Source organism: Streptomyces sp. NPDC045695, from assembly GCF_056432025.1.
Genome location: NZ_JBWKJU010000005.1, coordinates 325004 through 348116 on the forward strand (window position 1 = coordinate 325004; position 23113 = coordinate 348116).

At 72.4% G+C, this 23113-nt stretch carries 18 protein-coding genes; 11 read left to right on the forward strand and 7 right to left on the reverse strand.

Annotation, left to right across the window (positions count from 1 at the left end; all coding sequences use genetic code 11):
* Nucleotides 1–61 precede the first annotated feature (61 nt).
* On the forward strand, nt 62–556 hold the full coding sequence (locus AC07DU_RS12475) for an Ig domain-containing protein (RefSeq protein ID WP_479111072.1): 495 nt from the start codon (nt 62–64) through the stop codon (nt 554–556).
* A gap of 92 nt (nt 557–648) precedes the next feature.
* A complete protein-coding gene (locus AC07DU_RS12480; protein WP_479111074.1) occupies nt 649–1899 on the forward strand; it encodes a cytochrome P450 family protein in 1251 nt (416 codons plus the stop codon).
* Between the two features lie 13 nt (nt 1900–1912).
* On the opposite strand, the gene AC07DU_RS12485 is transcribed toward AC07DU_RS12480, so the two are convergent.
* From AC07DU_RS12485 to AC07DU_RS12505, 5 genes are all read right to left on the reverse strand, one after another.
* The gene (locus AC07DU_RS12485; protein WP_479111076.1) at nt 1913–3088 is read right to left on the reverse strand and encodes a serine hydrolase domain-containing protein; all 1176 of its coding nucleotides are present in this window, start codon (nt 3086–3088) and stop codon (nt 1913–1915) included.
* A 126-nt stretch (nt 3089–3214) separates the two neighbouring features.
* On the reverse strand, nt 3215–4282 hold the full coding sequence (locus tag AC07DU_RS12490) for an alpha/beta hydrolase (protein ID WP_479027392.1): 1068 nt from the start codon (nt 4280–4282) through the stop codon (nt 3215–3217).
* Complete coding sequence (locus AC07DU_RS12495) at nt 4273–5913, reverse strand: molybdopterin-dependent oxidoreductase (protein WP_479111078.1); 1641 nt, start codon at nt 5911–5913, stop codon at nt 4273–4275. The genes AC07DU_RS12490 and AC07DU_RS12495 overlap by 10 nt, the downstream gene beginning before the upstream one ends.
* Nucleotides 5910–8189, reverse strand: a complete 2280-nt coding sequence (locus AC07DU_RS12500; protein WP_479111080.1) for an alpha-N-acetylglucosaminidase — start codon at nt 8187–8189, stop codon at nt 5910–5912. Before AC07DU_RS12500 ends, AC07DU_RS12495 begins: the two co-directional genes overlap by 4 nt.
* A 122-nt stretch (nt 8190–8311) precedes the next feature.
* Nucleotides 8312–10003, reverse strand: coding sequence for a ricin-type beta-trefoil lectin domain protein (locus tag AC07DU_RS12505; RefSeq protein WP_479111082.1), 1692 nt, complete (start codon nt 10001–10003; stop codon nt 8312–8314).
* 168 nt (nt 10004–10171) lie between these two features.
* Between AC07DU_RS12505 and AC07DU_RS12510 the strand changes: the two genes are divergently transcribed.
* Both AC07DU_RS12510 and AC07DU_RS12515 read left to right on the forward strand, forming a co-directional pair.
* Entirely contained in the window at nt 10172–10825 is a 654-nt protein-coding gene (locus AC07DU_RS12510; RefSeq protein ID WP_479111084.1) for a TetR/AcrR family transcriptional regulator, read from the forward strand.
* 89 nt (nt 10826–10914) lie between these two features.
* Nucleotides 10915–11841 (forward strand): serine/threonine dehydratase, encoded by a 927-nt coding sequence (locus AC07DU_RS12515; RefSeq protein WP_479111086.1) that lies wholly within the window; start codon nt 10915–10917, stop codon nt 11839–11841.
* 98 nt (nt 11842–11939) lie between these two features.
* On the opposite strand, the gene AC07DU_RS12520 is transcribed toward AC07DU_RS12515, so the two are convergent.
* Nucleotides 11940–12410 carry a universal stress protein gene (locus AC07DU_RS12520; RefSeq protein WP_479027377.1) on the reverse strand — a complete coding sequence of 157 codons (471 nt, stop codon included), beginning with the start codon at nt 12408–12410 and terminating at the stop codon, nt 11940–11942.
* Nucleotides 12411–12601: 191 nt separating this feature from the next.
* Here AC07DU_RS12520 and AC07DU_RS12525 point away from each other — a divergent pair, with 191 nt between their 5' ends.
* Entirely contained in the window at nt 12602–12967 is a 366-nt protein-coding gene (locus tag AC07DU_RS12525) for a hypothetical protein (protein WP_360893762.1), read from the forward strand.
* Between the two features lie 12 nt (nt 12968–12979).
* Here the strand turns inward: AC07DU_RS12525 and AC07DU_RS12530 are convergent, their stop codons facing one another.
* Complete coding sequence (locus AC07DU_RS12530) at nt 12980–13666, reverse strand: hypothetical protein (RefSeq protein ID WP_479111088.1); 687 nt, start codon at nt 13664–13666, stop codon at nt 12980–12982.
* A gap of 419 nt (nt 13667–14085) precedes the next feature.
* Here AC07DU_RS12530 and AC07DU_RS12535 point away from each other — a divergent pair, with 419 nt between their 5' ends.
* The 6 genes from AC07DU_RS12535 to AC07DU_RS12560 all read left to right on the forward strand — a co-directional run bounded on the left by AC07DU_RS12535 (nt 14086) and on the right by AC07DU_RS12560 (nt 23007).
* A complete protein-coding gene (locus tag AC07DU_RS12535; protein ID WP_479111090.1) occupies nt 14086–15420 on the forward strand; it encodes an ABC transporter substrate-binding protein in 1335 nt (444 codons plus the stop codon).
* On the forward strand, nt 15417–16418 hold the full coding sequence (locus AC07DU_RS12540) for a carbohydrate ABC transporter permease (RefSeq protein WP_479111092.1): 1002 nt from the start codon (nt 15417–15419) through the stop codon (nt 16416–16418). The genes AC07DU_RS12535 and AC07DU_RS12540 overlap by 4 nt, the downstream gene beginning before the upstream one ends.
* Nucleotides 16419–16465: 47 nt before the next feature.
* Complete coding sequence (locus AC07DU_RS12545) at nt 16466–17236, forward strand: carbohydrate ABC transporter permease (RefSeq protein WP_479111165.1); 771 nt, start codon at nt 16466–16468, stop codon at nt 17234–17236.
* 61 nt (nt 17237–17297) lie between these two features.
* A complete protein-coding gene (locus tag AC07DU_RS12550; RefSeq protein WP_479111094.1) occupies nt 17298–20321 on the forward strand; it encodes an alpha-mannosidase in 3024 nt (1007 codons plus the stop codon).
* Nucleotides 20322–20500: 179 nt separating this feature from the next.
* Nucleotides 20501–22534 (forward strand): oxidoreductase, encoded by a 2034-nt coding sequence (locus AC07DU_RS12555; RefSeq protein ID WP_479111096.1) that lies wholly within the window; start codon nt 20501–20503, stop codon nt 22532–22534.
* Nucleotides 22535–22593: 59 nt separating this feature from the next.
* On the forward strand, nt 22594–23007 hold the full coding sequence (locus AC07DU_RS12560) for a PaaI family thioesterase (RefSeq protein ID WP_360893746.1): 414 nt from the start codon (nt 22594–22596) through the stop codon (nt 23005–23007).
* The last annotated feature ends 106 nt before the right edge of the window (nt 23008–23113 follow it).

The following is a 23113-nucleotide window of genomic DNA, read 5'->3' on the forward strand; positions in this document are numbered from 1 at the left end:
TCGCCACCGACGGCGCGTTCTCGCCGTCGGGTGCCTCGTACGCCCTGCGCAGCGGGGCCCCATGGGGGCCAACACCGCCTCCGTGTACGACACCGCCGGGGTCAAGCTCGCGGACGTCGCCCTGCCGGCCCAGTCGCAGGGCGAGACGGTCACGTACCTCGACTGCGCGAACCTGCTCGCCGGGTCGGAGAACGACACCCAGATCTGGCAGGTACCGCTACCGCCGGAGGCCACCCCGGGCTGCGGCACCACGCCGACGCCCACCCCTACTCCCACTCCCACCCCCACACCCGGTGGTCTGCGACTCACCAACCCCGGCCCCCAGACGTACAAGTTCAACCAGCCCTGCACCATCCAGCTCGCCACCACCGGGTCCAAGCCTCCCGTGCGGTACGCCGCCACGGGCCTGCCCTGGGGCCTGACCCTCGACAGCGCCACCGGACGCATCACCGGCAAGCCCTGGGGCAGCGGAACGGTCCAGGTCACCGCCACCGCGACCGACTCCACCGGAGCCACCGCGGGCACCACCTTCGCGCTGACCCTCACCTGGTTCTGACAGAGGCCTGGCGACACGGGACCTGACTTGTCCAACCCACCACCGAGGCCGCACTGTTGACCGGTATCCGCCACCAGGTCAGGAGATCCGGCTTGTCGTCCTTCATCGAACCCGTCCCGCACGTGATCGACCCCGCCGGCGGCTGCCCGCACGCCCTCAACGCCCGGCTGCGCACCCGGCAGGGCGCGGTGGCGCAGGTCGTGCTCCCCGGCGGGGTGCCCGGAGCGGTCGTCCTGGGGCACGACGCGCTCAAGGAGTTCCTCGCCCATCCCGACGTCGCCAAGGACGCCCGGCACTTCCCGGCCCTGCACGACGGCACCATCCCCCCCGACTGGCCGCTGCGGGTCTTCGCCGACGCCCAGGGCATGCACACGGCCGACGACGCCGACCACCGCCGACTGCGTTCACTGGTCGGCAAGGCCTTCACGGCCCGGCAGGTGGAGCGCCTGCGGCCGCGCGTGGAGGAGCTGACCGCCGAGCTCCTCGACGACCTCGGCCGGGCCGCGGCCGCGGCCCCCGACGGGGTGGCTGACCTGTACGCGCACTTCGCGCTCCCGCTCCCCATGAACGTCATCTGCGAGCTGCTCGGCGTGGACCCCGAGCACCGGGGGCGACTGCACCACCTGACCAATACCGTGATCATCGCGACCGACATCACCCCGGCCGAGAAGATGGCCGCCCTCCAGGAGCTCGTCGCCCTGATCGGCACGATCGCCGCCACCCGGCGCGCCGATCCTGGGGAGGACCTCACCAGCGCGCTGATAGCCGCCCGCGAGGACGACGGCGACCGGCTCAGCGAGGCCGAACTCATCGGCACCATGCGGCTGATGCTCGTCGCGGGACACGAGACCACGCTGAACCTCGTCACGAACGCGGTCCGCGCCCTGTGCGCCCACCGCGATCAGCTCGCCCTCGTCCTGGACGGGAAGGCGACCTGGTCGGACGTGGTGGACGAGACCCTGCGCTGGGACGGTCCGGTCAGCTGGTTCCCCTTCCGCTACCCCACCCGGGACCTGACCGTGGACGGCACCGTGATCCCGCGGGGCACCCCGGTGCTCGCCGGGTACACGGCGGCCGGTCGCGACGTGGCCTTCCACGGCCCGGACGCCGGCCGTTTCGACCTCACGCGCCCCACGGCGGCCCGCCACCTCTCCTTCGGTCACGGCGCCCACTACTGCATGGGTGCCCCGCTCGCCCGGCTCGAAGCCACGATCGCGCTGGAGCGGCTCTTCACCCGGTTCCCCGACCTCGACCTCGCCGTCACCGAGGCCGAACTGCCCCATCAGCGCAGCTTCATCAGCAACAACGTACGATCGCTGCCGGTCCGCCCGGCCGGGCAGTAGCGGGGGCGGCCCGTCACTCCAGGTTCACGGGCCGCTCGGGAGCCAGGTGGTTGGCGATCGCCTGCAGGACGTTGGAGCTGGCGTTACGGGCGGTGCTGCCCAGGCCCTGCGTCGCCACCGTCGCGATGGCGATCTTCTTGGACGGCAGGTAGGCGACCGTGCCCGCGTAGCCGGCGAAGGACGGGTTCTGGATGATCCAGGTGTTCTGCACGGGCAGGCCCAGCGCGAACCCCGTGTTGCCGTTGACCTTGACGACCGGGGTGAGCTGGAGCTCGTGCGACTCGGGCGTCAGCAGCTTCCCCTCGCCGATCGCCGCGAAGGACTTCGCCATGTCCTCCAGCGTTCCGGTCATCACCGCGCCCTCCGCCACCGTCCACGACGGACTCCAGTACGTGGCGTCCTCGAACACGCCCCGCTCGTTGTCGAAGCCGTGCAGCACCGGCGCGGGGATCTCCGCAGTGGAGGAGATGTCGGTGTGGGACAGGCCGAGCGGCTTGAGGATGTCCTCGCGCATCACCTCGCCCAGGGGCTTGCCCCTCACCTTCGAAATGATCTCGCCCAGCAGCACCCAGTTGGCGTGCGAGTAGGCGAAACCCGAACCGGGGGGCCGGACCAGGGGCCGGGAGACCGCGATCTTCACGCGCTCCTGTGCGGTCCAGTTCCGAAAGGGGTTCTTGTACAGCTCGGCGATGAAGGTCTTGTCCGTGACGTAGTCCGCGTAGCCGGAGGATGCGGAGGCCAGCATCTTCAGCGTGATCTCGTCCGCGTGCGGAAGGTCCGGGCGCCAGCGCGAGAGCTTGTCGTCGAGCTTGACCCTGCCCTCGTCCACGAGCTTGAGCAGCTCAGTGGTCATGTAGGGAATCGCGACGGAGCCGATGCGAAAGCGCATGTCGGTCGTCGCGGGGAAGCCCGTCATCGCCTCCCCGGCCGCGGCGGTGGAGACGCGTTCACCGTCGACCCACACCTCTGCCATCGCCGCCGTCAGCTTGTACTTCTTGAGCGCGTCGGCCACCTGCCGCTTGGTGAAGTCCTCGGCATCGGCCGGCAGGCACGTGTCGCCCCGGGAGACCTGGCCGGTCGGGCAGTCCTTGGGGGCGCTCTCGGCCCGGCTGAGCGCGCAGCCGCCCGCGAGCGAAACACCCAGGAGGAGGTTCAGGCAGGTGAGCGTGAGTGTTCTGGAACGCCGCACGGCGGTGCCTCCAGGCAGGTGGAAGGCGAAGGTTGCCCCACTTCGCGGTTGCAGGCTTGTCACGGACGCTAAGCGCGGGCGGCGCCGGCCGCACTCCGGAGGCCTTCCAGGAGTGACGGCGGGCCCCTACCGGCCGCCCGGCGGCGCCAGCTCCGTGCTCAGCCAGCCCAGCGCGTCCGGGTACATGCCGATCCAGGTCCGGAAGTTGTGGCCGCCGGCCGGACGGACCAGCGTCTTGACGCGGACCCCGGTGTTCGCCGCGGCCGCGGCGAAGGCCGCCAGCTGCCGGGGCGGACTGTCCTTGTCCTGCGCGGACGTGGCGAGGAACAGCCCGACGTCCGCCTTGCGCGTGTGCTCGACCAGCCACATCGGGCTGTTGCGCTCGCGCAGCGCCGGATCGGCCAGCACCTGCGGGTCGCCCGTCAGGGGGTCCGGGTCCAGGGCCGCGCCCGCCCGGAACACCTTCGGGTACTGGAGCGGTAGCTTCGCCGCGCAGAAGCCGCCGGTGGAGACGCCCATCAGGCCCCAGCCGCGCGGGGAGGGCAGCGTACGGAAGTTGCGTGCGACCAGCTCCGGCACGTCCCGCGCGAGCCAGTCGGCGGTCTTGCGCTGCGGGGTGTCGCTGCAGTCGGTGTTCACTCCGCCCGGGGAGATCTCCGGGATCACCACGATGAAGGGGTGCGCCGCGCCCAGCTCCATCAGCTCGGCCACCGCGCCGGGCACGTCACCGAGGTCGATCCAGGTGCGGGGCGTGCCCGGGTGGCCGTGCAGGAGCATCAGCACCGGGAAGCGGGTCCGCTCCGCGCCCGGCGCGCTGTACTCCGGGGGAGTCCACACGATCACCTGCCCGGCGAGTTTCGAGTGCGAGCCCCGGAAGTAGGTGGTGCGGGTGCCGTCCCCGCCCTGCGTGAACGTGGCCCGCCCCGCCGACGGTCCGGTCATCGCGCCCGCGTCCTGGGCGGTGCCGGTGCCCAGCAGATCGTCCCACGAGGAGTAGAGCCCGTAGCTGCCGTTGATCCAGGTGGCCACCACGCAGATGGCGGTGAGCTGGCACAGCCCGATCATCAGCAGCCGTGCGGGCCACCGCACCCACCCGGGGCCGGGGATCCTGTTCCACAGGAGCAGTGCGCCGAGCACGGCCAGCACGGTGAGGACGAGCAGCGCGACGAGAAAGGGGGCGCTGGTCAGTTCCACGGGCGTCCCGCCCCTTCGGGCAGCTGCCGCACGCGCACTTCGACCGAGTGCCATCCGGTCGCCCCGTCGGGGACGGTTCCGGCGCGTTCGCCGGTCTGGACGGCGCCCGTACGGTCCGTGGCCCGCACCTCCAGGGTGTGCCGGCCGGGAGTCGCCTCCCACGGCCAGACCCACTGCCGCCAGGTGTCGTTCCCGTCGGCCGCCGCGAGCCGTGCCTCCCGCCACGGACCCGCGTCCACCCGTACCTCCACCCGCTCGATCCCCCGGTGCTGCGCCCACGCCACCCCGGCGACCGCTACCCGGCCCGGCGCCAGATCGGCGTGCGCGCGCGGCGTGTCGATCCGTGACTGCGTCTTGACCGGGGCCTGCTGCGCCCACGAGCGGCGCACCCAGTACGCGTCGTACGCGGCGAAGGTGGTCAGCCGCAGCTCGGTCAGCCACTTGCACGCGGAGACGTACCCGTACAGGCCCGGGACGACCATCCGGACCGGGAACCCGTGCGCGAAGGGCAGCGGTTCGCCGTTCATCCCGACGGCCAGCAGGGCGTCCCGGCCGTCCATGACGGCCTCGACGGGCGTCCCGATGGTCATGCCGTCCACCGAACGCGCCACCAGCTGGTCAGCGCGGCCCCCTTGGGACGGCGGCCGTACGCCCGCTTCGCGCAGCAGGTCCGCGAGGCGTACGCCGAGCCAGCGGGCGTTGCCCGCGTACGGGCCCCCGACCTCGTTGGAGACACAGGTGAGGGTGATGTCATGCTCGACCAGCGGGCGGCCCAGCAGCTCCCGCAGACCGAGCGTGAGCGGCCGGGTCACCCCCTCGCCGTGGATGCGCAGGTGCCAGGCGTCCGCGTCCACGCGCGGGACGACCAGCGCGGTGTCCACCCGGTAGAAGCCCCGGTTCGGGGTGAGGAAGGGCGACAGTCCGGGGACCTTCAGGTCCGCCCCGGCGGGCACCGGCGGCGCGGGCACGGCGGGCCGGGGGAGTACGAAACGGGCCCGGGAGGCCGTCGCGCCCGCCGAGCCGTGGGCGCCGAGCCGCCGCCCGGCGAAACCGGCCGCGGCCGAGAAGGCCAGGACCGCGGCGACCAGCCGGCCGAAGCCGCGCCGGTCCATCGCCCAGGTCCCTCCCTGATATTGAGTCCCGGGGGACCCCTTGGGTGGGGCCCCGCTCGGTCGGGGCCGGTTCACCGCCCTGACCAGCAGGTACAGCACACCCCCCGCCGCCACCGCGCCCGCCAGCGACGGCAGGGCGTCGCCCCAGGACGCCTCCGGCCGGCTGAGCGCGGCCGCGGCGCCGACCAGCCCGAAGCCGGCCGCGATCGCGATCCCGCCGGGCAGGTGGCGCAGGGCCAGCATCCCGGCCCCGGCGGCGACGACGGCCAGTACCGCGAGGATCCCGAGGGCCAGTACCAGCTTGTCGGCGGTGCCGAACAGCCGGATCGCCCACTCCCGCAGCCCCACCGGGGTGAGGTCCACGACGGCCCCGCCCACGGCGGTGACCGGCGCCGCCTCCGGCCGTACGGCCGCCGCGGCCAGCTCCGCCAGCGCCAGCCCGGCGCAGGCGGCGACCAGCCCGCTGACGGCGCCGAGCAGGTACCGCGGGTGTCCGGCGCGGGCCCCGGGACGGGTCATCCGGCCGCCGGGGGCAGGGCCGCGGCGATCCCGGCCGCCAGGGCGTACGGGTCACCGGTCGGCCGGTTCGGGTGCCGGGTGGTCCGCGAGGCCCACTCCTCCTCGAAGGCGGGCCAGTCGACGGGCCTCGGCGGCGTCCCCGAAACCAGCGACTGCTCCAGCGAATCGAAGTAGAGCGCCCACCGCCGGGCGTACAACTCCGAGACCAGGCCGCTCCATTCGCGGTTCGCGTAGTCGTGCAGGAAGCCGCCCTCGCTGGTGCTGCGGCGCCCCCACACGCTCAGGATCGAGCGGGCGTCGTACTCGTACCGGTCCTGCTCGGCCCGGTCGGCGCCCCAGGAGCGGGCCCCGGCGAGCCAGGAGCCGAGGAGGAAGTTCGGGTCGGCTCCGGTGACCGCGTCCAACTTCCGCTCGGCGTCGCGCCATTGGGCGGTCAGATCCCGGAAGCGGGTCAGGTCCTTGGCCTCGTACGCCGCCTTGATCTTCGGCAGCAGCACCCGCGAGTGGTTGGCGAGGGCCTGCCGGGCGGTGTCCACCAGGTCGAATCGGTAGGCGCTGGAGCCGCGCAGCCGCGGGTCCACCTTGAGCAGGTGGTCCAGGGCTCTGCGCACCGAACCGGCCGGATAGCGCATGGACTTGGGGCTCCAGTACGCCGCCCCCGTCGCGCTCAGGCCCGGCCGGGCGGTGAACAGGCTGTCCTGCGACTCCGACCACAGCCCCGAGGAGGTGCTGTACGGGCCCTTGCGCAGCTCCTCCCACGCCGCGGCGGCCGCGGCGTCCGGCCGGCCGTAGCGGCGGGCCGCGAAGTCGGCGAACCACCGGCGCTGGTCGATCGGTCCGGGCTCCCAGGCCAGGTCGGTGAAGAGGTCGAAGGCCGCGGGATTGGTGCCGGTGGCCTCCGGCAGGTAGGCGATCCCGGCGAGCGCACTGTTGCTCTTGTCGCGCCAGGGGCCGAACCGCTCGATCCACACGGAGGTGTTCGCGCCGATCGTGGTGTGCCCGCCGAAGTTGTAGATGGTGCCCATCGCGTACGGCGTACCGCCCCAACGGGCCTCGCGGTCGAGGCGGTTGTACCGGTCGGACAGCCCGTCGAGGATCAGCAGCTTCGAGGTGTCCACCCCGGCGAGGAGCTGGGCGGTCGGGTCGTCCTGCCAGCCCAGCACCGCCCACAGCGCGCCGGGGTGGGCGGCGTGCAGGGCGTCCTGGATGGCGCCCGCGGCGGCGCTCACATCGACCGAGCCGGTCTGACCGCCCTCGTGCAGCGGGCTCATCCGGTACATCGAGCTGTCCCCGAACACCGCGCGCTGCTGCGCGTAGTAGGCGGCGGCCAGCTTCCCGAACACCGGCGAGGTGGGATCCAGCCAGTCCGGGCGGTCGAAGCCCGCCCAGTCGCCCTGGACGACCGTGGTCGCCCCCGGATTGCGCGCGGCGAACTCCGGCGGCACGGTCCCGAAGAAACCGGGCAGCACCGGGGTCATGCCGAGGCCGCGCAGCTGCTCGGCGATCCGGCCGCCCAGCTCGGCGCGCTCGCGCATCAGCCGCTCGGAGACCGGCCCGCCGAAGCCGCTCAGGTTCTGCAGCAGCCACCAGCTCTGGTGCCCGGGGCCGGGGATCCACCGCCGCAGCTCCTCGGCCGAGTAGCCGGAGTCCTGGAGCGCCCGGTAGTACGGATACTCCGCCCCCACCTGCACGAACACCTCGTTGATGCCGTGCAGGGCGAGCAGGTCGATCTGCCGCTGGTGCTGCTCGAAGGTGCGGTACGGGCCCGAGTACCCGTCGTCGGTGTCGTTGAGCGCGTACCGGTGCGGGACCTGTGCACGGCGGGTGACCGCCGCGGGGACGCCCGGCAGCCGGTCGGGCAGCATGCCGATGCTGTCGCCGGGCCAGCCGATGTCGGCCCCGGCGACGTGCTGGAGGTACCAGCCGACACCCGTGAGCAGGGTCGCGCCGGTGCTGCCGCGCACGGTGATCGCACCGGCGGTCCCGGACACGGTGAAGGTGTCGGCGGCGCCGGCCGTGTCGGGCACCAGGGTGAACTGCCCGGAGTGCCGCGGAAGCAGCCGCTCCAGGGCGGCCCGCGCCGGCCCGGCGTCGAAGGTCGCACGCGGTGCCCCCGGCCGCTCGACGGCCGTGACCCCGGCCCCTGCGGGCGAGCCGGCCCCCGGGGCGGTGGCCCCGGGCGCGGGCCCCGCGCAGATCACGGCCAGCAGCGCCGCGGGAAGGGCGGCCAGGGCCACCGGGCGGCGGGCGAGCAGGCGGCGTCCGCTTCGTTGCATGGGCTTCCTCATCGGCTCCTCATCGGCTTCCGCACCGCTTCCTGATCGGCTTCCCCACCGGCTTCCGCCCCGGCTTCCCCACCGGCTTCCGCGCCGCCGTCCCTCATCGGTCGGCTCGGACGTCAGACCGGCAGGGCCCAGGTCTGGTCGACCCGGTGGTCGCCGCAGGGGTCCAGCCGCAGCCGTTCGGCCGGGGCGTCGGGGGTGGCGACCGCGGCCGGAGCCGTCAGGCACAGCCCGCTCGCCTGCTCGACGAGGGCGCCGTCGCGGCGGTGCGACCAGCTCTGCCCGGGCTGCTCCGCCGGCCGCGGCGAGCAGTCGGCCAGCTCCACCACGCGGTCCTCGCCCGCCGACAGGCACTCGCCGGCCAGCCGCACGCGCTCGTCCTCGCCGAGGCTCCACCGCTGGTCGGGGGCTCCGGTGCAGGGCGCGAGCACGACCGCGCCGACGCCCGTGGTGTTGGCCCCGTCCGCGCACCTGACGCCATTGCCGACGATCTGGCCGGTGGGGACGGCCGTGGCGCAGCCGCCGCCCGGCGTGAGCCGCCAGACCCCCGTGTCGTGAGCGGCCACCTTCCCCGTCAACGTCCCGGCGAGTTCGCGCCGCCCTCCGCTCCACAGGTCCTGCGCGTCGACCGTGCAGGACGGCAGCCCGATCTCCGCGAGCGGTACCGCGATGTCGCGTGCGCTGGCGGAGCGGTTGAGCACGGCCACGGCGCGGTCGCCGTCGGCGAGGTCGCGGACCAGGATCTCGAAGGTGGCGTTGGAGGAGACCACGGCGCCCTGACGGCCCATCGGGTCCTGGTCGAGCTCGATCATCCTGGTGTTGCCGACGGCCGCGAGGCCTGCCTCGTTCAGCTGGGAGACGTCGGAGGACAGGATGAACGGGGCCGCCATCATGGCCCAGAGGGCGACCTGGCTGCGGCTCTCCGCCGCCGTGAGCCCGGGGGCGCCCGCGATCAGGAAGTCGGGGTCGTTCCAGTTGCCGGGGCCCGCGTACCGGCCGAGCCAGCGGTTGTAGCCGTAATTGCCCAGCACCGAACTCCACCGGGAGGCGGCGGGCGTGGCCGGGTCGTACACCTTGATGTCCCGGCCCTCGCGCCACAGCTGGCCCGTCTCGCCGACCCAGCCGAGGACCTTGTGCCAGTCGGAGCCGCCCCACTCACCCTGCTGGAAGTAGGCGGGCGCGGAGGCCGACAGGACCATGTCCCGGCCGCTGGTGCGCAGGGCGTTCGCGACGGCGTTGTACGCGTCACGGTAGGCCTGTTCCTTGGTCCTGCCCTCCGGCACCCACAGGTTGCAGCCGTCCATCTTGACGTAGTCCACCTTCCAGGAGGCGAACTGCCGGGCGTCCTGCTCGTAGTGGTCCGCGCCGCCGCCCTGGGGGGCACCGCTGCCGGGGTACTTCTCACAGGTGAGGGAGCCGGCGTCCTGGTAGATGCCGAACTTCAGGCCCTTGGCGTGCAGGTATTCGCCGAGCCAGGCCATGCCGTGCGGGAACTTCGCCGTGTCGACGACCAGACGGCCCTGCGCGTCGCGGCTCTTGGTCATCCAGCAGTCGTCGACGGTCACCGTGTCGTAGCCCTTGGCGGCGAGTCCGGTGGACACGAGCGCGTCGGCGTTGGCGACCACCTTGGCCTCGTCGATGTCGCACATGAAGTGCGCCCAGTTGTTCCAGCCCATGGGCGGGGTGAGCGCGAGCGGGGTGTCCGAGGTCGCCCGGGGCTCGGCCGCCACCGGGGCGGGGGAGAGCGCGAGGGCGAAGAGGGCGGCCGCGGTCAGGCCGGGGAGCGTTGCGCGCAGGCGAGGCGGCACGGAGTCTCCTTGACGTGGGGGCAGTCGTGCGCCCAGTGCAGCGATACGACTACCCACTGTCAACGCAAGTCGCTGATTGTCGGCCGATCGCCAGCAATATGGCTGCAATCCGTGTCACACGAAAGAGTTGATACGGTGTATGTGACACTGGCTGATACGCTGTATCTCATGCCGAGGAGATCACCCGCCCTGGACCTGGCCACCCCCGACGCCATCGCCGAAGCCGCCCTGCGGATCCTCGACGAGGACGGGCCGGAGCACCTGAGCTTCCGCACCCTCGCCGACCGGCTCGGCATCTCCCACGCCACCGTCCAGCGCCGCTGCGCCGACCTCGCCGGGCTGCTCGACCTGTGCACCGAGCACCTCGCCGCACAGCTCCCGGAGATCCCCGCCGGCGCGGACTGGGCCGAGGCCACCGAGCTGCGCTTCCGTGCGCTGTACCTGCTGCTCACCGCCCACCCCGGACTGCTGGTGCTGCGCGGCGGCCGGCCCTGGCTCGGGCGGCAGCTGCTGGCCCGGCTCGTCGAGCCGGCCCTCGCCGACAGCGTGGCCGCGGGCATGACCGCGGCCGAGGCGATGACCGTCTACCGCCGCATGTACCTGCTCACCCTGGGCAGCGCGGCCTTCGTCGACCACCGGGATCCGGCCGGGGCGACCGCCGCGTCCCGGGCGGCCCTGGCCGCGCTGGATCCGGAGCGCTTCCCCGTGCTCGGCGGCGCGCTGGCCGACGTACTGCCCCCTCTGACCGACCACGAGGTGTACTACGGCGCCCTGCGGCAGCTGATCGAGGCGGCCCGGCCGCCGTCCGAGCCGGCCGCGTGAGCCCGCCGTGCGGGTCCGTCGCGCGCACGGGCGCCCGCCCGTACGGCCGTCCGCCCCCGCAAGCTCCCCGCTCGAAAGGCAGTCCGTCCATGGAACAGCAGCTCGACTACGCGGCCGTCCGCGCCGCCGCCGACCGCATCGCGGGCGGCATACGGCCCGTCGCCGTGGTCCCCGCGGCGGAGGGGGTCTGGTACGCGCTGGAGCACCTCCAGCACACCGGCTCCTTCAAGGCCCGCGGCGCCCGCAACTTCCTCGCCGCCCACCACCGGGCGGGCACGCTGCCGGCCGCCGGCGTCACCATCGCCTCCGGCGGCAACGCCGGGCTCGCCTGCGCCTGGGCGGCCCGCGCGCTGTCCGTGCCCGCGACCGTGTTCGTGCCCGAGAGCGCCCCACGGGTGAAGGTGGACCGGCTGCGCGGATACGGGGCCGAGGTCCGGCTCGTCGGCGACCGGTACGCCGAAGCCCAGGCTGCCTGCCGCGAGTTCGCCGCCCAAAGCGGCGCCCTGAGCAGCCACGCCTACGACCACCCGCTCATCGCGGCGGGCGCCGGGACGCTGCTCGACGAGATCCGCGCCGCCCTGCCGGGGCTGGACACCGTGGTCGTCGCGGTCGGCGGCGGCGGACTGTTCGCCGGGGTCGCCACCGCCGCACGCGAGCACGGCGTACGGGTGATCGCGGCCGAGCCGGAGCACTGCCGGGCCCTGAACGCGGCCCTGGTGGCCGGCCGGATCGTGGACGTGCCCGTGGACTCCGTGGCCGCCGACTCCCTGGGGGCCACCCGGGTCTCGGCGGACGCGCTGGCCGCCGCGCAGGAGGAGCACGTCACGTCGGTCCTCGTGCCCGACGAGGCGATCACGGCGGCCCGGCGGGCGCTGTGGGAGGAGCACCGGATCGTCGTCGAGGCGGGCGCGGCCACCGCCCTCGCGGCGCTGCGCCGCGCGCCGCGGCCGCCGGGCGAGCGGGTCGCCGTCATCCTCTGCGGGGCGAACACGGACCCCGGGGACCTGGTGCGCTGACCCCGGGGGAGGGCCCGCCCTTCCGCCGGCCCCTCGGCCGTCCCAACCTCCTTCGGCCGTCCTCGGCCGTCCTCGGCCCCTCCGCCTCCGTCGGGTCGTCAGTCCAGGTCGTCCTCGGCCTCGCGGACGACCACGACGGTGCCGGCGGAGTACTGCACGACCTGCTGGCTCACCGAGCCCAGCAACGCACCCTTGAAGCCGCCGTACCCGCGGGTGCCGACCACGGTCAGGTCCGCCTCCTTCGAAGCGTCGACCAGTACCTGGGCCGGGGATCCCTGTTCGACGCGGCGGAACACCGGAACGCCCGGCGAGGCGCCGACGGCCGCGGTGACGGTGTCCGCCAGCTTTCGCCGCGCCGCCTCCTCGACGCTCACCGCCGCACGCTCGGCCGCCTGTTCGGGCGCCCAGGCGATGGCGAAGGGATTGCGGTTCCACTCCCAGGCCATCACCGCGTGCACCCGGCCGCCCACCATTCCGGCCTGCGCGACCGCCCAGCGCAGGGCCTCCTTGGAATGGTTCGAACCGTCCACGCCGACGACGATCAGAGGCTCGATGGGGTGCTCGCTCACGGTGGTTTCCTCTCGCTTCGCCCGAATAGTCGACCTCCTCCCTGTATACCCCGACCCGGAGCCCCGGCCTCGAACGACGATCGTTGCGAGAACCGACGACTTTCGGGGACAGCCCGCGGCGGCCGGTCCTTGCGAGGGTGTGGGTGTCCAGGCGATCGCCGCCGGACGCGAAACGACGCGGAGGAACGGGCGTGGCTCAGCGCAAGGGTTGTCTGATCGGGTGCGCGGTGGCGCTGGTGCTGGGCGTGGGTCTCCTGGTGGTCCTGGTCTTCGGCATGGGGAAGGTCCTCGACATGGCCGACAAGACCCTGGCCGACCCCGCGGTATACGACGCCGCGCAGATCGGCGACCCGGAGAGCGAGCTCCGCGGCAAGCTCCCCTCGGGTGAGAGCTTCGTCAAGAGCGCTCTGAAGGAGGGCGGCCCGGCCGAGCCCGAGGGCAGCGTCTGCGCCTGGTACCTGTCCAGCGACGAGAGCGAGATCGGCAAGGAAACCGTGCTCCGCTTCTGCTTCAAGGACGGCAAGCTCGCCGAGAAGGCCTCGTATCCGATGAAGTAGGCCTGCCGCCGGTCAGCCGCAGTCGCGGACCGAGCACAGCTCGACCCCGCTGATGCCGGGCAGTTGCTCGATCTGCCGTTTCAGCTCTGCGCGCTGCTCCTCGGAGAGGTCGTCGGGGAAGCGGACGTTCAGGAAGGAGAGATCCTCCGCCCCCGATCCGTACACCGTCGTCGCCCCGTACGGCCCCAGCCGCTCATCGGCGTCCCCGAGCCCGTCGTGGAACCACCTCGGATCGACCGGCGCCCGGTACGTGTGGGGCCGGGCCGTCGCGGGGCCGACGTGGAAGTGCCAGACGAAGTAGGCGCTCAGCGCCACGACTCCCGCGAGCAGCAGGGCGCCGACGGCCCCCGACACCCGCGCCACGACCGGGCGCTTGCGCGGATCCGCGACCGCGGCCAGCAGGAGGAGGAGCGCCGACGGCCAGAAGAGGAACAGTCCCACGAAGACACCCAGCACGCCCCAGGGGATCAGGCCCACTCCCACGATCACGCAGGTGCGCACGAAGGCCTTCGCGCGGCGCACGAGGAACAGGGGAGCCGCGACGCACGCACCGGTCATGAGGTACAGGGCGGCCACGTACTCGTCGCGCACGCCCCACAGCATGAAAGGCACGGCGGCGAGGGCGGCACCCACCGCGAGGGCCCGCTGCGCCCTGTGGGCGGGCTGGACCCGCGCGCCGCTTACCGTGATGGCACTCATGACCGCCCCCTCCGAGTCCTGAACGCGTTCAACTGAACACGTTCAACCTAGCAGACCGCTGTGGGCGTGGGTGCGGGCCCCGGTCCCTCCCCCCCCGCGTCAAAACGCTGGGACGACCGACTGGTAAAGCGCATTAGCGCATGCGGTCGGCGAACCGTCGACAAAGAGTCACATCCTGCCGGTCCGTCCAATCCGTCATCGCACCGATATCGGCGTCGGTGACGCATAGCTAAAGCGCATTAGCCCAGGTGACAGGCGTAGAGATCGCAATCCCCGAAGAGTGCGGGGTATTGCCGCGCGATGGCGCACCAATGCCTCCCCGGCCATCACCGAACCTGCGTCATTGACGAGGTCTTGCTTTACGGCGACCGTGGGCACGCCTCCGGCAATGAGGCCGGACTTCCGTGAAGGCGGCGACGATGACGCACGCGAACGTGACCCGTACGGCTGTGGCGACGCTGGTGACCGGCGCCCTCCTCTCGACCGCCGCGTGCGGCCTGAGCGGCGGCGCCGCGGACGCCGGGGAAGCGGTGAGGACGGGCCGGGTGACCGGTGAGATCACCTTCCGGACCCTCCAGCTCAAGCCCACCTTCACCGGGTACGTGCAGGCGGTCATCGACGCCTTCGAGGCGAGGTACCCCGAGGCCGAGGTCAACTGGGAGGACGTGCCCGGTGACGGATACAACGAGAAGCTGGTGGCCGACGCCCAGGCCGGCGCCCTTCCGGACGTGGTCAACCTGTCCACCGACTCCTTCCAGCTCCTCGCCGACCGGGGCATGCTCGCCGACGTCGCCAAGCTCGACGGCCCCCTCGCCAAGGAGTACGTGCCCGGCGCCTGGGAACAGTTCAAGCTGCCCGGCAAGGGCGACAGCGTGTACGCCTACCCCTGGTACGTGACCCCGGAGATCCTCACGTACAACAGAGAGCTCTTCGAGAAGGCCGGCCTGGACCCGGCCGAGCCTCCGACCACCGTGGAGCAGTTCTTCGACTACGCCGAGCAGATCGCCGCGCGGTCCGGCGGGCAGTTCTCCGCCTTCATGGCCGACCCCAAGGGCCGGCTGCCCGGGGACTGGCAGAAGATGGGCATCCCGATCCTCAGTGCGCAGCAGGACCGGTTCACCTTCGACACCGACCGGGCCGTCGCCTGGGTGGAGCGGATGAAGGACCTGTACGCCAAGGGCGCCATGCCCAAGGAGTCCCTGCTCAAGTCCGACGACATCAACCAGCTCTACGGCGGCGGCAAGCTCGTCTTCGGTCCCGGCTCGCCGGGTTTCGTCAAGGACATCAAGCAGAACGCCCCGCAGGTCTACGCCAAGACCCAGGTCGCCGGAGCCGTCACCGGCAGGCTCGGCCACATCGGCATCTACGCGCAGTCGCTCGGCGTCAGGAAGGACACCAAGCACCTCGACGCGGCGACCGAGTTCGCGAAGTGGGTCACCAACGGCCCCAACCAGGTGGAGTTCTCCCGGAAGGCCACCATCTACCCGTCCCACGCCCAGGGCCTCGCCGACCCCTACTTCGCCGACAAGGGGGACGGCAAGGACGCGCAGACCCTCGCCCGCGCGGTCGGCGCCGAGCAGCTGAAGACCGCCGCGCTCGACGCCAACACCCCCGTCCAGTGGACCAACCAGGTCGGTGATGCCGTCGTACGGGAGGTGCAGAAGGCCATCACGGGCGAGCAGGACCCCCGGACGGCGGTGAAGAAGGCCCAGGAGGCGGCGAACAAGCTCCTCTCCGACGCGGCCGCGAAGTGACCGGCCTGCGCGCCCCGGCCATCGACCCCGCCGACACCACCGGTACCGCCGCCCCGCCCCGGAGCCGCCAGGAGAAGCGGCGCCGCAAGGCGTCGCTGCGGGCCATGGAGGCCGAGACGGGACTGCGCCACCGCGCGTGGTGGACCCCGTACCTGTTCCTCGCCCCGGCGCTTGCCATGGTGACGCTGTTCAGCCTCTGGCCGTTCGTCAACACCGTCATCCTCTCCTTCACCGACGCCCGGATCCTGAGCGGCGGCACTTTCGTCGGCCTCGCCAACTACCGCCGCGCCGTCGACGACCCGGACTTCTGGGTCGCGACCGGCAACAGCGTCGCGTACCTCGCGGTCGTCGTACCGTGCCTGGTCCTCCTGCCGCTGGCCCTCGCGGTCCTCGTCCAGACCAAGGTCCCCGGCATCGGGTTCTTCCGCTCCGCCTTCTACACGCCCGTGATCGCCTCCGCCGTGGTCGTCGGACTGATGTGGCAGTGGGTGCTGCGCAGCGACGGCCTGGTCAACACCGTCTTCCAGAAGCTGCACCTCGTCTCGGAGCCGGTCCCCTTCCTCACGGACAGCACGATGCTGCTGGTCTCCGCCATGATCGTCACCGTGTGGAAGGGCCTCGGCTACTACATGGTCTTCTACCTGGCGGCCCTCGGGAACGTCCCCGCCTCCCTCTACGAGGCGGCCGCGATCGACGGCGCCGGCCCCGTCCGCCGCTTCTTCAGCATCACCGTCCCCCAGGTGAAGCCGATGATGCTGCTGGTCGGGACCCTCTCCGCCATCTCGGCCCTGCGCGTCTTCACCGAGATCTACATCCTCGGAGGCGAGAGCGGCGGACCGGGCGGCGGGGCCCGCACGCTCCCCTTCCTCATCCGGCAGGTGGGCCTCGGCTTCTCAGGCGAGACCGGCTACGCCTCCGCCATCTCCATCCTGCTGTTCCTCCTGACGCTGGTCTTCAGCCTGCTGGGCCGTCATCTGTCGAAGGGAGACGAGCGGTGAGGCGCCACTGGATCGGCCTGGCAGGCCGGTACGCGACGCTGACGACGATGCTCGTGGTCATGCTCGGCCCGATCGTCTGGCAGTTCCTGACCTCGATCCGGGGCCGCACCGAGAACGTGTACGACGGCGTGCTCCCCTCGCAGCCGACCCTGGACAACTACGCCCGGGTCGCCGACTCCTTCCCCCTGCTCCAGTACGTCGGCAACACCCTCACGGTCGCCGTCCTCGCGGTCACCTCGAACCTGCTCTTCTCGGCGATGGGCGGATACGCCCTGTCCCGGGCCGCGTGGAAGGGCCGTCAGGTGGTGTTCACCGTGCTGGTGGCGACCCTGATGTTCCCCTTCGAATCCGTGATGATCTCGATGTTCCTCACGGTCCGCGAGATGGGCCTGGTCGACACCCTCATCGGCGTCTGGCTGCCCGGCGCGGTCTCCGTGCTCAACATCATGATCATGCGGGCGGCCTTCCTGGCCGTGCCCAAGGAGGTCGAGGAGGCCGCGGTCCTGGACGACGCGGGCGAATGGACCCGCTTCACCCGGGTGTTCCTCCCCGCCGTCAAGGGCGCCCTGGCCGTCGTCTGCATCACCAGCTTCATGGGCGCCTGGGACGACTTCCTCTGGCCCCTGCTGGTCCTCACCGACAGCGACCACTACACCCTGCAGCTGGGGCTGAAGACGCTGGCGGGGGCCACCACCGTCAACGACCAGCGGCTCATCGCGGCGGGCGCGATGGCCGCGCTCATCCCGATGATGCTCCTCTTCTTCGCCCTCCAGCGTTTCTTCTTCAAGGGCGTGGGCGAGGGAGCCGTCAAGACCTGACCCCCGCCGCCCCGCGACCTCACCTGTACTGACTGACCACCCCTCCTCAGGAGCAGCCGTCATGCACGATGACCGCAGCATCACCGAACACCGCCTGCGCCGGGTCCTCCAGGAGCGCATCAAGCCAGCCGTGCACTCCCGTCCCGTCCCGCTGACCGTCGAGCGCTGGCAGGCTCCGGACGAACCCGTCCCCGTGGCCGAGGGCCTGGCCGCGACCTACGAGCCCTGCGCCATCGGCGACGCGTGGGGCCCGGCCTGGGGCACCACCTGGTTCAAGGTCACCGGCACCGTCCCCGCGCAGTGGGCCGGCCGCACCGTGGAGGCGGTCCTCGACCTCGGATTCGACCGGATGATGCCGGGCTTCCAGTGCGAGGGCCTGGTCCACCGGGCCGACGGCAGCGAGGTCAAGGCACTGAACCCGTACAACGACTGGGTGCGCGTGGCCGACCGGGCCGAGGGCGGCGAGCAGGTCCACTGGTACGTCGAGGCCGCCTCCAATCCGGTCCTGGTCGACCACGCGCCCACGTACGAGGGCGACAAGCGGACCAGCGGTGACCAGCCCCTCTACCGGCTCGCCCGGATGGACCTCACCGTCTTCGAGGCCGAGGTCTGGGAGCTGGTCCAGGACCTCGAAGTGCTCTACGGCCTGATGACGCAACTCGACACCCAGGACGCCCGGCGCTACGAGATCCTGCGCGCCCTCGAATCCGCCCTGGACGCCCTGGACCTGACGGACGTCCCCGGCACGGCGGCCGCCGCACGCGAACGCCTCGCCGGGGCGCTCCGCGCCCCCGCCCACGCCTCCGCGCACCGGATCAGCGCGGTCGGCCACGCCCACATCGACTCGGCGTGGCTGTGGCCGCTGCGCGAGACGGTGCGCAAGGTCTCGCGTACGGCGTCCAACATGGTCGACCTGATGGACCGGCATCCCGAGTTCGTCTTCGCGATGTCGCAGGCGCAGCAGCTCGACTGGATCAAGACCTACCGGCCCGAGCTCTTCGAACGCGTCAAGAAGAAGATCGTGGACGGACAGTTCGTGCCCGTCGGCGGCATGTGGGTGGAGTCCGACACCAACATGGTCGGTGGCGAGGCCATGGTCCGCCAGTTCCTCTACGGCAAGAAGTTCTTCCTCGACGAGTTCGGCATCGAGACGCACAGCGTGTGGCTGCCCGACTCCTTCGGTTACACCGCCGCGATGCCGCAGATCGTCAAGCTCTCCGGCTCCCGGTGGTTCCTGACCCAGAAGATCTGCTGGTCCCAGGTCAACGCGTTCCCCCACCACACCTTCTGGTGGGAGGGCATCGACGGCAGCCGCGTCTTCACGCACTTCCCGCCCGTGGACACGTACAACTCCGACCTGGGCGGCGCACAGATGGCCCACGCCGCCCGCAACTACCGTGACAAGGGCCGTGGTTCGCGCTCGCTGGTCCCCTTCGGCTGGGGCGACGGCGGTGGCGGCCCCACCCGCGAGCACCTCGCCCGTGCCAGGCGGCAGCGGGACCTGGAGGGCTCCCCTCGGGTGGAGATCGAGCGGCCCGACGCCTTCTTCGAGAAGGCCCACGCCGAGTACGAGGACGCGCCCGTCTGGGTCGGCGAGCTCTACCTGGAGCTGCACCGCGGCACCTACACCTCCCAGGCCAAGACGAAGCAGGGCAACCGCCGCAGCGAATCGCTGCTGCGCGAGGCCGAGTTGTGGGCGGCGACGGCCGCCGTGCGCGTCCCCGGCTTCGCCTACCCGTTCGAGGACCTGGAGCGCATCTGGAAGACGGTACTGCTGCACCAGTTCCACGACATCCTGCCGGGCTCCTCCATCGCCTGGGTGCACCGCGAGGCGCGCGAGACGTACGCGCGGATCCGCGAGGAGCTCCAGGCCATCACCCTCGCCGCGCAGCGGGCCCTCGCGGGGGAGGGCGCCGAGGAACTGGTCTTCAACTGCGCCCCGCACGCCCGGCGCGGCGTCCCCGCGGGCGGCGCGGGACGCCCGGCCGAGCCGGGGCGGCCCGTCACGGTCGAGGAGCGGCGCGGCGGCGGGTACGTCCTGGCCAACGGCCGGCTGCTGGTGGAGATCGACGGCCGCGGCCTGATCGTGCGCGCCTACGACCTGGAGGGGCGCCGGGAGTCGATCGCCCCCGGGGCGGCGGCGAACCTCCTCCAGATCCATCCCGACCACCCGAACATGTGGGACGCCTGGGACGTCGACGAGTTCTACCGCCACCGGGTCACGGACCTCGTGGACCTGGACCGCCGGGAGGTCGCCGAGAGCGGTCCCGCGTCCGTCACCGTCCGGGTCACCCGCTCCTTCGGCCGCTCGAAGGCGGTCCAGTCCCTCACCCTGCGGGCCGGGGCCAAGACCGTCGACATCGTCACGGAGGTGGACTGGCACGAGACGGAGAAGTTCCTCAAGGCCGCCTTCCCGCTGGACGTGAAGGCCGAACGGACCGCCTCCGAGACTCAGTTCGGGCATGTCTTCCGGGCCACGCACACGAACACCTCGTGGGAGGCCGCGAAGTTCGAGATCTGCGCCCACCGCTGGATCCACGCCCAGGAGCCCGGCTGGGGCGTCGCACTGCTCAACGACTCCACGTACGGGCACGACGTGACCCGCGACGTACGGGCCGACGGCGGCCAGACCACCACCGTCCGCCTCTCCCTCCTGCGGGCCCCGCGCTACCCCGACCCGGAGACCGACCAGGGCCGCCACACCCTGCGCTACTGCCTCGCCCCGGGCGCGGAGATCGCCGACGCGGTCCGCGAGGGCCACGCCCTGAACCTGCCGGAGCGCACCCTGACCGGCGCGACCCCGGTCGCCCCGCTGCTGGTGGTGGACAACGAGGCGGTCGTCGTCGAGTCCGTCAAGCTCGCCGAGGACCGCGGCGGCGACGTCGTCGTGCGCCTCTACGAATCCCTCGGGGGCCGCGCCACGGCCACCCTCACGGCGGACTTCCCGATCGCGGCGGCGGTCGAGAGCGACCTGCTGGAACGCCCCCTGGAGGGGTCCGCCGTCGCCGCCCCGGCGGCCGACGGCACGGTCCACCTCACCCTGCGCCCCTTCCAGATCCTCACCGTCCGCCTCCACCGCGCCTGACGGGCACCGGCCGCGCCGGCCCCCGCCCTCGCGGCGCGGGCGTGAACTCCACCACAAGGAGGGCCCGCCTCCCCCGGGAATCCGGGGAGACGGGCCCCGCCTGGTTTTGCACCTAGTTGCAAAACAGACTCTCCCTCGCTAGAACAGGTTCATCACCCCGCGCGAGGAGGCACACCCCGATGAGTCCGCAGAGTTCCCAGAGCCGCTACCCGCACCTGCTGAGCCCCCTGGACCTCGGTTTCACCACCCTGCCCAACCGCGTGATCATGGGCTCCATGCACACCGGCCTCGAAGAGCACGAGGGCGGCTTCGAGCGCCTCGCCGCCTTCTACGCCGAGCGCGCCCGCGGCGGCGCCGGGCTCATCGTCACCGGAGGCATCGCACCCAACGACGCGGGCCGGCCCTTCGAGGGCGGCTCCCGCCTCACCACCGAGGACGAAGCCGCCGAGCACCGGGTGATCACCGAGGCGGTGCACGCCGAGGGCGGGAAGATCGCGATGCAGATCCTCCACTTCGGCCGCTACGCCTACCACAAGGACCTCGTCGCCCCCAGCGCCCTCCAGGCCCCCATCAGCCCCTTCGTACCTAACGAGCTCACCGACACCGAGGTCGAGCGCACCGTCGAGGACTTCGTCCGCGCCGCACGACTCGCCCAGCTCGCGGGCTACGACGGCGTCGAGATCATGGGCTCCGAGGGCTACCTGATCAACGAGTTCATCGCCGCCGCCACCAACCAGCGCACCGACCGCTGGGGCGGCGCGTACGAGAACCGCGTCCGCTTCCCGCTGGAGATCGTCCGCCGCACCCGCGCGGCCGTCGGGGACGACTTCATCCTCGTCTACCGCCTCTCGATGCTCGACCTGATCCCCGGCGGCTCCACCCTCGACGAGGTCGTCCACCTCGCCAAGGAGATCGAGGCGGCCGGCGCCACCATCATCAACACCGGCATCGGCTGGCACGAGGCCCGCATCCCCACCATCGCCACCTCCGTTCCCCGCGGCGCCTACACCTGGGTCACCAAGCGGCTGATGGGCGCGGTGAGCGTCCCCCTCGTCACCAGCAACCGCATCAACACCCCGGAGATCGCCGAGGAGCTGCTCGCCGACGGCCGCGCCGACCTGGTGTCGCTGGCCCGCCCCTTCCTCGCCGACGCCGACTTCGTCGCCAAGGCGGCCGCCGGCCGATCCGAGACCATCAACACCTGCATCGGCTGCAACCAGGCCTGCCTGGACCACACCTTCAGCGGCAAGATCACCAGCTGCCTGGTCAACCCGCGCGCCTGCCACGAGACCGAACTCGTCCTGTCCGCCACCCAGCTGAAGAAGCGCGTCGCCGTCGTCGGCGCCGGCCCGGCCGGACTCGCCTGCGCCGTCTCCGCCGCCGGACGCGGCCACGCCGTCACCCTCTTCGAGGCCTCCGGCCACATCGGCGGCCAGCTCGACATCGCCCGCCGCATCCCCGGCAAGGAGGAGTTCGAGGAGACCATCCGCTACTACGGCACCCAGCTCGTGGAGAGCGGCGTGGACGTCCGCCTGGGCACCCGCGCCGACGTGGACACCCTCCAGGGCTACGACGAGGTCGTCGTCGCCACCGGCGTCACCCCCCGCACCCCCGACATCGAGGGCGTGGACCACCCCCACGTCGTCAGCTACCTCGACGTGCTGCGCGACGGCGCCCCCGTCGGGGAGCGCGTCGCCGTCGTCGGCGCCGGCGGCATCGGCTTCGACGTCGCCGAATACCTCACCGACAGCGGCGAGGGCGCCTCCCAGGACCCCGACGTCTACTTCCGCCACTGGGGCGTCGACACCGCCTACACCGGGCCCGGCGGCCTGACCGAGGCGTCCCGCCCCGCGTCGCCGCGCCAGGTCCACCTGCTCCAGCGCAAGCCCACCAAGGTCGGCGCCGGCCTCGGCACCACCACGGGCTGGATCCACCGCGCCGAGATGAAGCACCGCGGTGTCGTGTCCGTCGCGGGCGCCACGTACGACCGCATCGACGACGAGGGCCTGCACATCACCGTCGGCGGCGAGCAGCGCCTCGTACCGGCCGACACCGTGGTGCTGTGCACCGGCCAGGAGCCGCGCCGCGACCTCTACGAGGCCCTGCGCGCGGCCGGCGTCGAGGCCCACCTGATCGGTGGCGCCGACGTGGCCGCCGAGCTCGACGCCAAGCGGGCCATCCGGCAGGGCACGGAGCTGGCCGCCACCCTCTGACCCGCAGCCCGTGACCGCAGGGGATTGTGGCGGCCCGCCCGGGCCGCCACAATCTCCCGGTGACGTTCTCACCCGCAGACGCAGACAAGATCCTCGCCGACCACTTCGCCCCCTGGGTGCTCGCCCTCGGCCTCACCGTCCAGGAGACGGGTGAGCGGCACGCCGTACTGCGGCTGCCCTGGTCCGAGGAACTGGCCCGGGACGGCGGCGGCCTGTCCGGGCAGGCCATGATGGCGGCCGCCGACACCGCCACCGTCATCGCGATCTCCGCCGCGCGCGGTGGGTACGGGCCGATGACCACCGTCCAGCAGTCGACGAGCTTCCAGCGGCCGGTCGTCGGAGCCGACGTGCTCGTCCGCGTACGGGTCACCAAGCTCGGCAAGCGGATGGCCTTCGCCGACATCACCCTGACCCCCGAGGGCGCGGCGGAGCCGGCCGCCACCGCCTCCACCGTCTACGCCCTGCTGGGGTGAGTCCTAGAGGCCCTGTCGTCAAAGTCCCGCCTGGCCCGGGGGGGGGGGGGGGGGGGGCCCCCCTCCCGGTCGGGGGGGGGAGGGGGGGGCGTAACCCCCGGCCACC

Coding starts and splice junctions, on each gene's coding strand:
- AC07DU_RS12495 (WP_479111078.1), bottom strand. CDS start 5,913: ATGACCCGTCCCGGGGCCCGCGCCGGACACCCGCGGTACCTGCTCGGC.
- AC07DU_RS12530 (WP_479111088.1), bottom strand. CDS start 13,666: ATGAGTGCCATCACGGTAAGCGGCGCGCGGGTCCAGCCCGCCCACAGG.
- AC07DU_RS12510 (WP_479111084.1), top strand. CDS start 10,172: ATGCCGAGGAGATCACCCGCCCTGGACCTGGCCACCCCCGACGCCATC.
- AC07DU_RS12475 (WP_479111072.1), top strand. CDS start 62: ATGGGGGCCAACACCGCCTCCGTGTACGACACCGCCGGGGTCAAGCTC.
- AC07DU_RS12555 (WP_479111096.1), top strand. CDS start 20,501: ATGAGTCCGCAGAGTTCCCAGAGCCGCTACCCGCACCTGCTGAGCCCC.
- AC07DU_RS12550 (WP_479111094.1), top strand. CDS start 17,298: ATGCACGATGACCGCAGCATCACCGAACACCGCCTGCGCCGGGTCCTC.
- AC07DU_RS12545 (WP_479111165.1), top strand. CDS start 16,466: ATGCTCGTGGTCATGCTCGGCCCGATCGTCTGGCAGTTCCTGACCTCG.
- AC07DU_RS12515 (WP_479111086.1), top strand. CDS start 10,915: ATGGAACAGCAGCTCGACTACGCGGCCGTCCGCGCCGCCGCCGACCGC.
- AC07DU_RS12535 (WP_479111090.1), top strand. CDS start 14,086: ATGACGCACGCGAACGTGACCCGTACGGCTGTGGCGACGCTGGTGACC.
- AC07DU_RS12500 (WP_479111080.1), bottom strand. CDS start 8,189: ATGCAACGAAGCGGACGCCGCCTGCTCGCCCGCCGCCCGGTGGCCCTG.